Source organism: Ampullimonas aquatilis (assembly GCF_049675895.1).
In the GTDB taxonomy this organism is placed as follows: Bacteria; Pseudomonadota; Gammaproteobacteria; order Burkholderiales; family Burkholderiaceae_D; genus Ampullimonas; species Ampullimonas aquatilis.
This window is the reverse complement of the sequence record NZ_CP183834.1, coordinates 637,292-650,684: the sequence shown is the minus strand read 5'-3', so window position 1 is coordinate 650,684 and position 13,393 is coordinate 637,292. Positions and strand designations below refer to the sequence as shown.

Sequence of the window (13,393 nt, the reverse complement as noted above, 5' to 3'; positions counted from 1 at the left end):
TGCATAACGTAACCCGTCAATAACTTTTTTTAAAGTTACCAATAATTCTCTCAGCCTGACTTGACGCTTTGCACCCCATTCTTGAAAACGAGCCACGTGTTGGAACAAATTTGACGATCCAGTCTCGGCTGCAGGCAGCAGATGCTCGCCCCATCAATATACTCCCTATATGTATAAAAATATCAATAATAAATACGCACTTGAGCAAGCAGAATAAGCCTATACTCCCATTAAATAAGCCTTGTTCGGCAATTTGCTGCGCTTACCTTAAAATAGTGACGTTTGCTGTGATCACAGGCGATTTCGGTCAGCAATAAAATGGCGGCGCTTTATTTTGATTTGCCGGAAAAAGATCGTCTCAATGTGCTTTAACAATTGGTCGGCTTATTGGCTTTAACAACGGGCCCGTTTACTGGCCTTAACAATCAAAATCACCAGGATATCAACCAAGTCATGAAAAAAATTTGCCAACTGCTGTTGCTGTGCGCGCTGAGTTTGTCTGCGGACTTGGCGTCTGCGCAAGGCGTGAACGTGATTCCCGAAGCAGCGCAAACTGTTAATTTTTCGGTCGTGGTGGCACCGGTTGTGCTGGTCAATGGCAATGAGATGCGACTCTCTCCAGCTGCACGCATTTATGCGCCCAATCGTTTGTCGATCACCCCTGCCAGTTTGCAAGGCGAAGTGCGTGCCCGCTATACCGTTGACAATCTGGGGCAGATAGATCGGGTGTGGATCATTGGCGAGGCAGTGCATTCCCGAGCCGAGTTCACACCTCGTTGAAACCAGCACCAGGCTGATGTATCAGGCAAGATGGCAAGTGCTGGTGGTTACATCACAATAAAAACCGTTTGTGGCGGTTTTGTTTTTATTGAACGTTTGTTTTTTGATTTCTCATAAAGTTTTCCGTGAAAAAAGTATTTATTAAAACCTTTGGCTGCCAGATGAACGAGTACGACTCTGACAAGATGGTCGACGTACTCAACGCGGCTGGCGGTATGGAACGCACCGATAAGCCGGAAGATGCCGATGTGATTTTGTTCAATACCTGCTCGGTGCGTGAAAAAGCGCAAGAGAAGGTGTTTTCTGATCTGGGTCGAGTGCGTGATCTGAAAAAAGCCAATCCCAATCTGGTGATTGGAGTGGGCGGCTGTGTGGCCAGCCAGGAAGGCGCGACCATTGTGCGCCGTGCACCTTATGTGGATGTGGTATTTGGCCCGCAGACCTTGCATCGCCTGCCAGAGCTGATCAAGTCACGGCAGGCGTCGGGGCGCTCGCAAATTGATATCAGCTTTCCCGAGATTGAAAAGTTTGATCACCTGCCACCAGCCAAGGTGGATGGCGCGACGGCTTATGTGTCAATCATGGAAGGTTGCAGCAAGTATTGCAGTTATTGCGTGGTGCCTTACACACGCGGTGAAGAGGTCTCGCGTCCGTTTGATGATGTGCTCGCCGAAGTGGCGGGGCTCACCGAACAAGGCGTGAAAGAAATCCATTTGCTCGGCCAGAACGTCAATGCTTATCGCGGCAAGATGGGCGGCACCAGTGAGATTGCCGACTTTGCCCTGCTGATTGAATACGTGGCCGACATGCCTGGCATTGAGCGGATTCGCTATACCACCAGCCATCCCAAAGAATTTACCCAGCGCCTGATTGACGCTTACGCCAAAGTGCCCAAGCTGGTTGACCACTTGCACTTGCCGGTGCAACACGGTTCCGACAAAATTTTAAATGCCATGAAGCGCGGCTATACCGCACTCGAATACAAGTCGATCATTCGCAAAGTGCGCGCGATTCGTCCTGATATTGCCATCTCGTCCGACTTTATCGTCGGCTTTCCGGGTGAAACCGAGGACGACTTCAAGCAGCTCATGAAACTGATTGACGACATTGGCTATGACACCAGCTTTTCATTTGTGTATAGCCCACGCCCCGGCACCCCTGCTGCCAATCTGGAAGACGACACACCGGCCGACGTGAAGCTGCGGCGCCTGCAACATCTGCAAGCCACCGTGGAAGCCAATGTGAAGCAGATCAGTGAATCCATGATCGGCACGCGACAACGCATTCTGGTGGCACGTCAGGCACGCAAGGACGAAGCCGAACTGGCCGGGCGCACCGAAAACAATCGGGTCGTCAACTTTGCCGTACCGCCCGAACAGCACGCCCGCTTCATGGGCCAACTGGTCGATGTCACCATTACCCAGGCGCTGCGCAACTCTTTGCGTGGCGAGCTGGTGCTGGCTGAAGTGGCATGAGCAAAGCCACTCCAATGACCACCAAACTACTCACTACCGAGTTTATTGCCAAGCCGCTGGATAATCTGCGCCTGTCCAATTTATGCGGACCGCTGGATCAAAATCTACGCCAGATTGCCATTGCGCTGGACGTCACCATTGCACGACGCAGTGACCGTTTTTCCATCACTGGCACACCGCAAAAAGCACGCAGTACCGTCGAAGCCTTGGGGCGCTTTTATGAGCAGGCCAAACGGCCACTGGGGCTGGAAGACATTCAGCTTGATTTGATTGAAGCAGGCCTGATTCATGTGCCCAGCAAAGCCGCGCAACTGCTTGAGTTGACCGAAGAAGAGGTCGAGGAACAACTCACCGGCCCGGTACTGCACACGCGCCGCAATGATCTGCATGGCCGCACACCACGACAAAAAGAATATCTGCGCAATATCCTGGGTCATGACATCACCTTTGGTGTGGGCCCGGCGGGCACCGGCAAAACCTATCTGGCCGTGGCCTGCGCAGTCGATGCGCTGGAACGCGACATGGTACAGCGCATTGTGCTGACCCGCCCCGCGGTGGAAGCCGGCGAGCGCCTGGGGTTTTTGCCGGGTGATCTGGCGCAAAAAGTTGACCCCTATCTGCGCCCGCTGTACGACGCACTCTATGACCTGCTTGGCTACGATAAAACCACCAAGCTGTTTGAACGCAGCACCATTGAAATCGCGCCATTGGCTTATATGCGCGGCAGAACGCTGAACCACAGCTTCATCATTCTGGATGAAGCACAAAACACCACGCCCGAGCAGATGAAAATGTTTTTGACGCGGATTGGTTTTGGCAGCAAAGCGGTAGTGACCGGCGATGTGACGCAGATTGATCTGTCGCGCAATCAACGCAGCGGCCTAGTGGAAGCGCAATATATTCTCAAGGATGTGCGTGGCATTGCCGTCACGCAATTCACCGCTCAAGACGTGGTGCGCCATCCACTGGTGGCACGCATCGTTGAAGCTTACGAACAAAATACCCAGCCACGCAATTAAGCCCATTTAAGCTCATGGTCAGCATCATAAAAAAAGCCGCCAAACCCATCCGTCACAAGCTGGATTTGAGTATTCAATTTGCCGACAAACGCCACAAAGCACTGCTACCACGCGCCCTGCTACGGCAATGGGCCGTGGCCACGCTGGAAGGCCCGATGATTGTCACCCTGCGTTTTGTGGATAGTGCCGAAGGCCAGCAACTCAACCATGATTATCGCGGTAAAGACCGAGCCACCAATGTGCTGACCTTTGCCTATACCGCAGAACAAATGGGGTCAGAGTCAAATTATTCCGACAAAAATGATTCGCCCAATTTAATTGACTCCGACCCCAATTCTTTAGTCTATTCGGCTGATATTGTGATCTGTAGTCCAGTCATTGAAACCGAGGCTGTTGAGCAAGGTAAGGGACTGCTCGCACATTACGCGCACATGCTGGTGCATGGTATGCTGCACGCGCAAGGCTATGATCATGATGACGATAACGAAGCCGAGGAAATGGAAACCCGCGAGGCAGAAATCTTGCTAACTTTAGGCTTTACTGATCCGTATGCGACAGAAAAGACGAACGCAGCGGCGATTTCAACTTGAATGACATGTAAATCGGTTATCCTTATGCCGTTATCGACTCCGGCCCAGCGCCATGAATGACCCACATCCTGGTTCTGCCTTGCATGATGCAAGGCTTCAGAACAAACCCCACCGCTCCTTATTAGAGCGACTGTCCGCATTTATTTCACCCGAGCCGGATACCCGCGACGAACTGCTGGAAATCCTGCACGATGCACACGAGCGTAACCTGCTCGATGCCGATGCGGTTTCCATGATCGAAGGCGTGTTTCAGGTTTCTGAACTGGCCGCCCGCGACATCATGGTGCCGCGCGCGCAAATGGACGCAATCAATATTGAAGATTCGCCCGAAAAATTCATCCCCTTTGTGCTGGAAACCTCGCACTCGCGCTTTCCGGTTTACGAAGGTAATCGTGATCACATCATCGGTATTCTGTTGGCCAAAGATCTGCTGCGCTATTACGCCGGGCAAGACTTTGACGTGCGCGACATGCTGCGTCCGGCCGTGTTTATTCCCGAATCCAAACGTCTCAATGTGCTGCTGCGGGATTTTCGGGTCAATCGCAATCATATTGCCCTGGTGGTGGATGAATATGGCGGCGTGGCAGGCCTGGTGACGATTGAAGACGTGCTTGAACAGATTGTGGGCGACATCGAAGACGAATACGATTTTGATGAAGCCGAAGACAATATCATTGCCGTTGGTGTTGGCCGCTGGCGGGTGCGGGCGCTGACCGAAATTGAACAGGTCAACGAAGCCTTTGGCTGTGACTTGCCGCATGATGAAGTCGACACCATTGGTGGTCTGGTCAGCAATCATTTGGGGCGCGTACCACGCCGTGGCGAGTTCATTGATATTGGTCCGCTGCGCTGCGAAGTGCTGCGCGCCGATGCCCGCCAGATCCATGTCTTGCGCATTGAAAAAAAAATCCCTGAAGTTGAGGCCGGTCACGGAGACGATGCCTGATGATGGTCAAGATCCGTCGTTTTCTGGCTTTTCTCTTACGATTCTTTGCTGCGACCGGATTGGGTTATGTACACACCATGGCCTTTGCACCGCGCGAGTGGTGGTGGCTGGAAATTGCCGCTCTCACTGGCCTGTGTCTGCTGCTGGTAGAAGCTTCACGAGTGGGCAAGAGCAATGGCTATCTGGCCATGCTTGGCTGGGGCTTCGGCATGGGCTGGTTTGGCAGTGGCTTGTGGTGGCTCTATATCAGCATGCATGTGTATGGCGGACTGGATAGCAACCTCGCCATTGCCGCCATCGCTGCACTATGCGCCTTTATTAGTCTTTATCCGGCACTGGCGGCCTGGCTGTTTGGCCGACTGGCCATGCCCTACGCCGAAAAAATCAGCGCCTTTGCCCAACATCCACCCGTCAGCATTCATGGGGCTTTTTTATTTGCTGCGGCCTGGGGGCTGACTGAATGGCTGCGTGGCAATCTGCTGACTGGCTTCCCCTGGCTGGCATCAGGCTATGCCCACACCAGCGGGCAATTGAGCGCTTATGCGCCCATCTTTGGGGTCTATGGACTGGGCTTTCTGGCGGCCCTGATTGCCGCACTCATCACAGTATTGATCGTCAATCTGATCAAACTGCGCTGGACCACCAGCGTGTTTGCGCTGCTGATCGGCGCTGGCGTATTGGCAAGCCCCCTACTGTTTCAGGAATCACCCTGGACATCGGAAAATCGCCAGGGACTGGATGGCAGTTCGCGTATTTCAATTCGTCTGCTACAAGGTAATGTGCCGCAGGAAGAAAAGTTTGGCGAGGCCAATGTCGGTCGCTCGATGGCACTTTACGAAAAACTGATTACCGCCAAACCCGCCGACCTGATCATTACCCCCGAAACCGCCTTTCCCGTATTTGGTCACGAACTGCCCGCCAGTCTCCTGCAACGCCTGCAACAGTTCAGTACGCGCACCCAATCTCATATTCTGTTTGGTGTGGCCATGGAAGAGCCCGGCCCGTTTTATACCAACAGCATGCTGGGCATGACGCCAGGGCAAGCCATTGGTGATGGCAAAACCAGTAGTGAGTCGCTCATCAGCCATCTCTATCGTTACAACAAACATCATCTGGTGCCGTTTGGTGAATTCATTCCCGATGGCTTTCACTGGTTTACACGCATGATGAATATTCCACTGGGCGACTTCAATCGCGGTGAAATGGTACAAGCACCGTTTGAAATCAAGACAGCCAACGGCACACAAAAAGTGATGCTCAATATTTGCTATGAAGACCTGTTTGGCGAAGAAATTGCCGCCCATCTGCGCCAGTCGGATACCACCTCCAATATTTTGCTCAACGTCAGCAATATCGGCTGGTTTGGCAATACGATCGCCATACCGCAGCATCTGCAGATCTCGCGGATGCGCGCCATGGAAACCGGCCGGCCGATGATTCGCGCCACCAATACCGGTGCCACCGCCATCATTGGCCCGCAAGGACGAGTACTGGAAGAACTCACGCCATTTACCCAGGATGAAATCAGTGCCGAAGTGACCGGCTTTCGCGGCACCACACCCTATGTACTGTGGGAGAACTGGCCAGTGCTTGGTTTCTGCTCGGTTTTGATCGTACTTTCCTTCGCTTTTACCTGGCGCATCCGGGCAGAGTAAAATAGCTGGTTAGTTTATTTATCTGCTTCGGATTCGCTTATCTCTACGCCCGAATTAACGGGCTCACGTTCAAGAACATGCTTACATTTCAGCAAATCATTCTCACCCTCCAAGAATATTGGGACAAACAGGGCTGCGCCTTGCTCCAGCCCTACGATATGGAAGTTGGTGCCGGTACTTCACACACCGCGACCTTTTTGCGCGCCCTTGGCCCAGAGCCCTGGCGTGCAGCATATGTACAGCCGTCACGCCGCCCCAAGGATGGCCGTTATGGCGACAACCCCAACCGCCTGCAGCACTACTATCAATATCAGGTGGTGCTCAAGCCTGCACCAGCCAACATTCTGGAACTGTATTTGGGCTCGCTCGAAGCACTGGGCTTTGACCTCAGGCAAAACGACGTGCGTTTTGTGGAAGACGACTGGGAAAACCCCACACTGGGTGCCTGGGGTCTGGGTTGGGAAGTCTGGCTGAATGGCATGGAAGTCACCCAGTTCACCTACTTTCAGCAAGTCGGCGGGATTGATTGCAAACCCATCACCGGCGAAATCACTTACGGTCTGGAACGGCTGGCCATGTATATTCAGGACAAGGAAAGTATTTACGAATTGCAATATGCGCCGGGCGTGACCTATGGCGATGTATTTCACCAAAACGAAGTGGAACAGAGTACCTACAATTTTGAACATAGTGATGTGGACTTTTTGTTTACGGCCTTTGCCGCGCATGAAAAACAGGCGCAGCATCTGATGCAGCAACAACTGGCTTTACCCGCTTACGAACAGATCCTCAAGGCGGCGCACACCTTTAACCTGCTGGATGCCCGTGGTGCCATCAGCGTGACCGAGCGGGCGGGCTATATTGGCCGGATTCGCAATCTGGCACGCAGTGTGGCGGCCAGCTACCTGGACAGTCGCGCCCGTCTGGGCTTTCCGATGGCGCCCAAAGCCTGGGCTGAAGCCGTGCAAATTCAACTACAGAACAAGAAAGCGGCCTGATCAGCCTGACTATGAGCACAAGTATGAGCAAGAACAATCTTTTGGTAGAACTGTTTGTCGAAGAACTCCCGCCCAAGGCATTAAACAAGCTGGGCGAATCTTTTGCCCAGAGCATTTTTGCCGGACTGGCCAAATTGCAATTGGTGGATGCCACCGAGCAAGCCAATATCAAGGCCTTCGCCAGCCCAAGGCGTTTGGCCGTGTGGATTCCCAATGTGCAGGAAAAAGCGGCTGATCGGCCTGATAAACAAAAATTGATGCCGGTCAGTGTTGGCTTGGATGCCAATGGTCAGGCCACACCGGCTTTGCTTAAAAAGCTGGCGGCTCTGGGTGCAGATGCTGCGGCTGTCAGCCAGCTCAAGCGCGAAAGCGATGGCAAGGCTGAAGCGCTGTTCTATGAAAGCCTGCAAGCCGGTGCCACCCTGCAAAGCGGCTTGCAGGATGCACTGACCGACGCTCTCGGTAAACTGCCCATCCCCAAAGTCATGACCTATCAACTGGCTGATGGCTGGGAAACCGTTAATTTTGTTCGCCCTGCCCATGGCCTGGTGGCATTGCATGGCGAGGCGATTGTGCCGATCAGCATATTGGGACTGCAATCAGGCCGCACCACACAAGGCCATCGCTTTGAAGCGAGCGTGTCTCCGATCAGCCTGACCCATGCCGACCATTATGCCGAGCAAATGGCTAACCAAGGTGCCGTACTGGCCGCCTTTAGTGAGCGTCGTGCCGAGATTGTGCGTCAATTGAATGCCGCAGCCGCCAAGGTCGGCGGTGGCGTCAAACCGATTCAAGATGCTGCCTTGCTGGATGAAGTAACCGCGCTGGTTGAGCGACCCAATGTGTTGATTGGTCAGTTTGAAGCGAGCTTTTTGACCGTGCCACAAGAATGTTTGATTTTGACCATGAAGGCCAATCAGAAATATTTTCCGCTGCTCGATACCGATGGCAAACTGACCAATCAGTTTTTACTGGTCAGCAATATCAGCCCTGCCGACCCAACTGCGGTGATTGGTGGTAATGAACGCGTCGTCCGCCCTCGTCTGGCCGATGCCAAGTTCTTTTTTGAGCAGGACCAGAAGAAAAAACTGGAAGATCGCGTCCCCCTGCTGGGCAATGTGGTCTATCACAATAAACTCGGCAATCAATTGCAACGCTGCGAACGCGTGCGTGCCATCGCCCGCGTCATCGGCAAACAACTCAGTGGCAACGATCTGGCTAATCAAGCTGATCTGGCTGCCAAGCTGGCCAAGGCTGATCTGCTGACAGATATGGTCGGTGAGTTTCCTGAACTGCAGGGCATCATGGGTGGCTACTATGCCCGCCATGAAAATCTGGGTGATGATATTGCCGAAGCGATTGAAGATCATTACAAACCGCGATTTGCGGGCGATGCCTTGCCACGCAATCAAGTCGGTGTGGTGGTGGCGCTGGCTGACAAGCTGGAAACCCTGGTCGGACTGTTTGGCATTGGCCAATTGCCAACGGGTGACAAAGATCCCTTCGCCTTGCGCCGTCATGCGCTCGGGGTGGTGCGTATCCTGATCGAACAGCAACTGCCGCTGAGTGTGCAATGGCTGATTGATAATGCCCAGGCTCAATTTGGTACGTTACTCAATAATGAGCAGTTGCAGGACACGCTTAGTGTGTTCATTTACGAACGTCTGGGTAATTCGCTGCGCGAGCAGGGCTTTAGCGCGCATGAGGTTGAAGCCGTACTGGCCTTGCGTGCCGAAGCATTGCCCCTCAATGATTTGCGCCAACGACTGGATGCGGTGCACGCCTTTGCGGCGCTGCCCGAAGCAGAAAGTCTGGCCGCCGCCAACAAGCGCATCAGCAATATTCTGAAAAAGGCCGATGAAGATGCCACACTGACACAGACCTGTGTGCATAACGGCCTGCTCAAGGAAGCGGCCGAAGAAGCACTCTGCTCTGCCGTCACCATGCTCACACCGCAAGCTGAAAAGCTGTTTGTCGCCCATGACTACAGCGGCTATCTGAAACTGCTGGCCAGTCTGCGCAATAATGTCGATGGCTTCTTCAAAACCGTGATGGTGATGGATGAAGACATGAAAGTACGCGCCAATCGCATTGCGCTGTTGCGCAAACTGCATGGCCTGATGAATCGTGTGGCCGATCTGGCTAAACTGGCAAGCTGATATTTTGTATACCAAACCTATGAAACTGGTCATTCTGGATCGAGACGGTGTCATCAACGAAGATAGCGATGACTACATCAAAACAGCGGATGAATGGATTGCCTTGCCGGGCAGTCTGGAAGCAATAGCCGATCTCAACCAATCCGGTTATCAGGTGGTGGTCGCTACCAACCAGTCCGGCATTGGCCGTGGCCTGTTTGATATGGCTGCACTCAATGCCATGCATGGCAAGATGGCCACAGAACTGTCCAATGTCGGTGGCAAGGTCAGCGCCATCTTCTTTTGCCCGCATGTACCAGCCGACAATTGCGACTGCCGCAAACCCCGCCCAGGTCTGTTTCACGAAATCGCCAAACGCTTTGATGTGCCACTGACCGATGTCCCAGCGGTGGGTGATTCACTGCGCGACTTGCAGGCCGGTATTGCGGCGGGCTGCCAGCCGCATCTGGTCAAGACCGGTAAAGGCATGAAGGTCCTGGCACAAGCTGAAGAACATGGCGGCATTGATAATATTTTGCCAGGCACGATGGTGCATGAAAATCTGGCTGCCTTCGTCGATTATTTTCTGACCAAGCAACAAGATGAAGATAATCAGCCAGCCAGCTGATCACCCTGCCTTATTTGATTTTCTTCTATTGATAGCGCTATCACCTGCCTGATGTTATTTATTCGATCCCTGATTTTCTTCCTGTTCCAGACCACACTGACCATCGTCATGGGTGGCCCTTTGCTGCTCTTGACGGTGCCATTCAGCCCACTTTGGCGCTATCGCCTGATCATGCGCCCCTGGTGCAAACTGATCATCAAGAGCGCCCGTCTGATCTGCGGCATCAAATATGAGTTCAAAGGCATGGAAAACCTGCCCGATGCACCGGCCGTGCTGCTCTCCAAACATCAATCTGCCTGGGAAACCATTGCCTTGCCGGCCATGATGCCACGCCCCTTATGTTTTGTTTTCAAACGTGAGCTATTGCGGATTCCATTTTTTGGCTGGAGCATTGGCCTCATGAAGATGATCCACATTGATCGCAATAAAGGTAGCAAAGCCTTTGCCGAAGTGGTGCAGCAAGGCAAGGACCGCCTTGCCGAAGGCCGCTGGATCATCATGTTTCCTGAAGGTACACGCATTGCGCGCGGCAAGACTGGCAAATATAAATCGGGTGGCGCACGACTCGCCAAGGATACCAATGTGCCAGTCATACCCATTGCCTTGAGCGCCGCACGCTGCTGGCCAAAAAATTCATTCATCAAATATCCAGGCACGATCACCGTTTCAATCGGTCAACCCATTTCGCCAGTCGACCTGACTACGGATGAACTCAATACCCAGGTTGAAAACTGGATTGAAAATGAAATGCACCAGATTGATCCTGATGCCTATCCAAACGCAACAGCCAGCCAAGCCGCCCATGTTCAAGCTGCCTGATCTGTTTAACTGGCAAATACAGCAGCCCTCCAGGCCGTCTGCCCCGATTCGTCAGGTTGGCAAGCTGCGGCGCTGGGTGGTCGGACAGCGCATCGTGCCTTATGAGCTGAAACGCACTTCACGGCGCACGATTGGCTTTGTGGTGGATGGTACCGGGCTGCATGTCACGGCGCCGCACTGGGTCACACAAGCCGGCCTGGAAAGCGCGCTGTCCGTCAAGGCTGAGTGGATCCTGAGCAAGCTGGATGAACAGTTGCAACGCGCCGAGGATCGGGCCAACCGTCCACAGGTATGGCAGGCGGGTGGCCTTTTACCCCTGCTGGGCAAACACTACACCCTGATTTTTCATGAGCAGGCACGCGTACTGGTGGATCATGCCCAGACCATGCTCTGTCTGCGCCAACCATCGGCACATACCGATCATGAACAATCACAGCAGATTCGCAAACAGGTGCAAACCTGGCTCAAGATTCAGGCACGTAGCTGCTTTATTGAACGACTCAATCACTATGCCCCGCGCATGGGTGTGTCGTTCAAGCAATTATCATTGAGTTCGGCCAAAACCCGCTGGGGTAGCTGCACCTCCGAAGGCAATATCCGGCTGCACTGGAAACTGATTCATTGTGACTTGAAGATCATTGATTATCTGGTTGTGCATGAGCTCGCACATTTACGTGAAATGAATCATAGTCCCCGCTTTTGGCAAATTGTTGCCAAGGAAATCCCTGACTACGCCGAGCGCCGCAAAGCCCTCAAGGTCTTGTCGGAATGCATGCCAGACTGAGCTGACACAGTTGTTCCAATAACCTTATTGGTCTGACAACTGATTGAAATCGGCCCAGCCTGGGCTATGATTATCATCCCTGTATTTATTTTCCAAATAGAAGGAGACAGACGATGAGAGTTTTACATACGATGTTGCGCGTGGGTGATCTGCAGCGATCCATCGATTTTTACACCAGCGTACTCGGCATGAAGTTGCTGCGCACCCATGACAATCCCGAATACAAATATACCCTGGCCTTTGTGGGCTATGAAGGTAATCCGGCACAGGCAGAGATTGAGCTGACCTACAACTACGGTGTGACCGAATATGAGCAAGGCAGTGCTTATGGTCATATTGCCTTGCAGGTGCCAGATGCTGCAGCGGCCTGCAATGCTGTGCGCGCTAAAAGTGGCAATGTAACGCGTGAAGCCGGCCCCGTCAAAGGCGGCACGACGGTGATTGCGTTTGTACAAGACCCGGATGGTTACAAGATTGAATTGATCGAGAAAAAAGATAATCTCGAACAGTTTTAAGCACTGCTGTCATGGCATGACAGCAACTAAGTCAACCTGCCTTTAAACGCGTCCCTTTCACTCGGAATCAGCTCTCACAGTGATGGCTGAAAGGGACGGCACCAGCAACTATCTGTTGCGACTTTCTTCATCAATACATTTATCATAAAGCCAACAAACCTGAAAATGGCTTGCAGTCTCACGCAGCAAGCAAATTGCCGTTCACAAGGATAATACTTATCCGTCAAGACTAGTCCATTCGGACTGAATTTGTATCCACTTTGTTACATGACCTTGTCATAAAGCAAGATCACTCTTCCTCATGGATCAATTTATTTAATACACAGTTTTTCAGGGGAAGATAAATGGGTAAGAAAACCATCTGGCAGCTCATGTTGGTCATGGCTTTGGGTAGCACAGCCATTCAGCCAGCGCATGCTGCACTAACCGGTGTAAAAATCACCGAATGGATGTACAACTCAGTCAATGCAACCGGTGAGTTTATCGAGCTCACCAACTTTGGACCAACAGCAGTCAACTTCACTGGCTGGAGTTATGACGACAACACTCGTGTACCAGGTTCGCAAAGCCTGTCAGCACTAGGCACAGTCAATTCGGGTGAGTCAGTCATCCTGACCGAACTGAGCGCCGCGGCTTTTCGTACGGCCTGGAATCTTTCCAGCAGCGTCAAGGTTCTCAGTTACGGTAACAATAACAACCTCGGTCGTGCTGACGAAATCAATATTTATAACAGCAGCAGCGCACTGGTCGATCGTTTAACTTATGACGATCAAACCATTGGCGGCATTCGTACCACTGGTGCCAGTGGTCGCCCAACTACCAGCAGCGCAATTGGCAACAACAATGCCTTGTTGTGGAGCCTTGCCACTGTGGGTGATAGCGAAGGCAGCTATAAGTCCGTTGGTGCCGGAACCAGTGGTGACATAGGCAGCCCCGGCAAAACCGCTTATGTCAGCGCAGTGCCATTGCCCTCTTCCCTGGTTTTATTGATGAGTAGTGTGGGCCTGATTCCATTATTGGGCAAACGTCGCAATCAACAATAAATT

At 52.6% G+C, this 13,393-nt stretch carries 13 protein-coding genes; all 13 read left to right on the top strand.

The window, feature by feature from the left end:
* The first annotated feature begins 453 nt into the window (after positions 1 to 453).
* The 13 genes from ACMYR3_RS02945 (at position 454) to ACMYR3_RS02885 (ending at position 13,390) form a co-directional block, all read left to right on the top strand.
* Entirely contained in the window at positions 454 to 780 is a 327-nt protein-coding gene (locus ACMYR3_RS02945) for a hypothetical protein (RefSeq protein WP_424194357.1), read from the top strand.
* 125 nt (positions 781 to 905) lie between these two features.
* Positions 906 to 2,255, top strand: a complete 1,350-nt coding sequence (gene miaB, locus ACMYR3_RS02940; RefSeq protein ID WP_424194355.1) for a tRNA (N6-isopentenyl adenosine(37)-C2)-methylthiotransferase MiaB — start codon at positions 906 to 908, stop codon at positions 2,253 to 2,255.
* Positions 2,252 to 3,274 carry a PhoH family protein gene (locus ACMYR3_RS02935; protein ID WP_424194353.1) on the top strand — a complete coding sequence of 341 codons (1,023 nt, stop codon included), beginning with the start codon at positions 2,252 to 2,254 and terminating at the stop codon, positions 3,272 to 3,274. Before miaB ends, ACMYR3_RS02935 begins: the two co-directional genes overlap by 4 nt.
* Before the next feature lie 14 nt (positions 3,275 to 3,288).
* Positions 3,289 to 3,864, top strand: a complete 576-nt coding sequence (gene ybeY, locus ACMYR3_RS02930) for an rRNA maturation RNase YbeY (RefSeq protein ID WP_424194351.1) — start codon at positions 3,289 to 3,291, stop codon at positions 3,862 to 3,864.
* 52 nt (positions 3,865 to 3,916) lie between these two features.
* Positions 3,917 to 4,810, top strand: coding sequence for an HlyC/CorC family transporter (locus ACMYR3_RS02925; RefSeq protein ID WP_424194349.1), 894 nt, complete (start codon positions 3,917 to 3,919; stop codon positions 4,808 to 4,810).
* Complete coding sequence (gene lnt / locus ACMYR3_RS02920; RefSeq protein ID WP_424194347.1) at positions 4,810 to 6,465, top strand: apolipoprotein N-acyltransferase; 1,656 nt, start codon at positions 4,810 to 4,812, stop codon at positions 6,463 to 6,465. The genes ACMYR3_RS02925 and lnt overlap by 1 nt, the downstream gene beginning before the upstream one ends.
* Positions 6,466 to 6,542: 77 nt before the next feature.
* The gene (gene glyQ, locus ACMYR3_RS02915) at positions 6,543 to 7,463 is read left to right on the top strand and encodes a glycine--tRNA ligase subunit alpha (RefSeq protein ID WP_424194345.1); all 921 of its coding nucleotides are present in this window, start codon (positions 6,543 to 6,545) and stop codon (positions 7,461 to 7,463) included.
* Positions 7,464 to 7,486: 23 nt separating this feature from the next.
* Positions 7,487 to 9,622, top strand: a complete 2,136-nt coding sequence (gene glyS / locus ACMYR3_RS02910) for a glycine--tRNA ligase subunit beta (RefSeq protein WP_424194343.1) — start codon at positions 7,487 to 7,489, stop codon at positions 9,620 to 9,622.
* Between the two features lie 19 nt (positions 9,623 to 9,641).
* Complete coding sequence (gene gmhB, locus ACMYR3_RS02905) at positions 9,642 to 10,229, top strand: D-glycero-beta-D-manno-heptose 1,7-bisphosphate 7-phosphatase (protein WP_424196336.1); 588 nt, start codon at positions 9,642 to 9,644, stop codon at positions 10,227 to 10,229.
* 51 nt (positions 10,230 to 10,280) lie between these two features.
* Positions 10,281 to 11,048 (top strand): lysophospholipid acyltransferase family protein, encoded by a 768-nt coding sequence (locus ACMYR3_RS02900; RefSeq protein ID WP_424194341.1) that lies wholly within the window; start codon positions 10,281 to 10,283, stop codon positions 11,046 to 11,048.
* Positions 10,996 to 11,832, top strand: a complete 837-nt coding sequence (locus tag ACMYR3_RS02895) for a M48 family metallopeptidase (protein WP_424194339.1) — start codon at positions 10,996 to 10,998, stop codon at positions 11,830 to 11,832. The genes ACMYR3_RS02900 and ACMYR3_RS02895 overlap by 53 nt, the downstream gene beginning before the upstream one ends.
* 113 nt (positions 11,833 to 11,945) lie before the next feature.
* Positions 11,946 to 12,347: a lactoylglutathione lyase gene (gene gloA, locus ACMYR3_RS02890; protein ID WP_424194337.1), complete on the top strand. Its 402-nt coding sequence runs from the start codon at positions 11,946 to 11,948 to the stop codon at positions 12,345 to 12,347.
* A gap of 344 nt (positions 12,348 to 12,691) precedes the next feature.
* Positions 12,692 to 13,390: a lamin tail domain-containing protein gene (locus ACMYR3_RS02885; protein WP_424194335.1), complete on the top strand. Its 699-nt coding sequence runs from the start codon at positions 12,692 to 12,694 to the stop codon at positions 13,388 to 13,390.
* The last annotated feature ends 3 nt before the right edge of the window (positions 13,391 to 13,393 follow it).

Excerpts from the sequence above, each read along its gene's own strand:
- ACMYR3_RS02945 (WP_424194357.1), top strand. The coding sequence starts at position 454 with ATGAAAAAAATTTGCCAACTGCTGTTGCTGTGCGCGCTGAGTTTGTCT.
- ACMYR3_RS02935 (WP_424194353.1), top strand. The coding sequence starts at position 2,252 with ATGAGCAAAGCCACTCCAATGACCACCAAACTACTCACTACCGAGTTT.
- ybeY (WP_424194351.1), top strand. The coding sequence starts at position 3,289 with ATGGTCAGCATCATAAAAAAAGCCGCCAAACCCATCCGTCACAAGCTG.
- ACMYR3_RS02925 (WP_424194349.1), top strand. The coding sequence starts at position 3,917 with ATGAATGACCCACATCCTGGTTCTGCCTTGCATGATGCAAGGCTTCAG.
- lnt (WP_424194347.1), top strand. The coding sequence starts at position 4,810 with ATGATGGTCAAGATCCGTCGTTTTCTGGCTTTTCTCTTACGATTCTTT.
- glyQ (WP_424194345.1), top strand. The coding sequence starts at position 6,543 with ATGCTTACATTTCAGCAAATCATTCTCACCCTCCAAGAATATTGGGAC.
- glyS (WP_424194343.1), top strand. The coding sequence starts at position 7,487 with ATGAGCAAGAACAATCTTTTGGTAGAACTGTTTGTCGAAGAACTCCCG.
- gmhB (WP_424196336.1), top strand. The coding sequence starts at position 9,642 with ATGAAACTGGTCATTCTGGATCGAGACGGTGTCATCAACGAAGATAGC.
- ACMYR3_RS02900 (WP_424194341.1), top strand. The coding sequence starts at position 10,281 with ATGTTATTTATTCGATCCCTGATTTTCTTCCTGTTCCAGACCACACTG.
- ACMYR3_RS02895 (WP_424194339.1), top strand. The coding sequence starts at position 10,996 with ATGCCTATCCAAACGCAACAGCCAGCCAAGCCGCCCATGTTCAAGCTG.
- gloA (WP_424194337.1), top strand. The coding sequence starts at position 11,946 with ATGAGAGTTTTACATACGATGTTGCGCGTGGGTGATCTGCAGCGATCC.
- ACMYR3_RS02885 (WP_424194335.1), top strand. The coding sequence starts at position 12,692 with ATGGGTAAGAAAACCATCTGGCAGCTCATGTTGGTCATGGCTTTGGGT.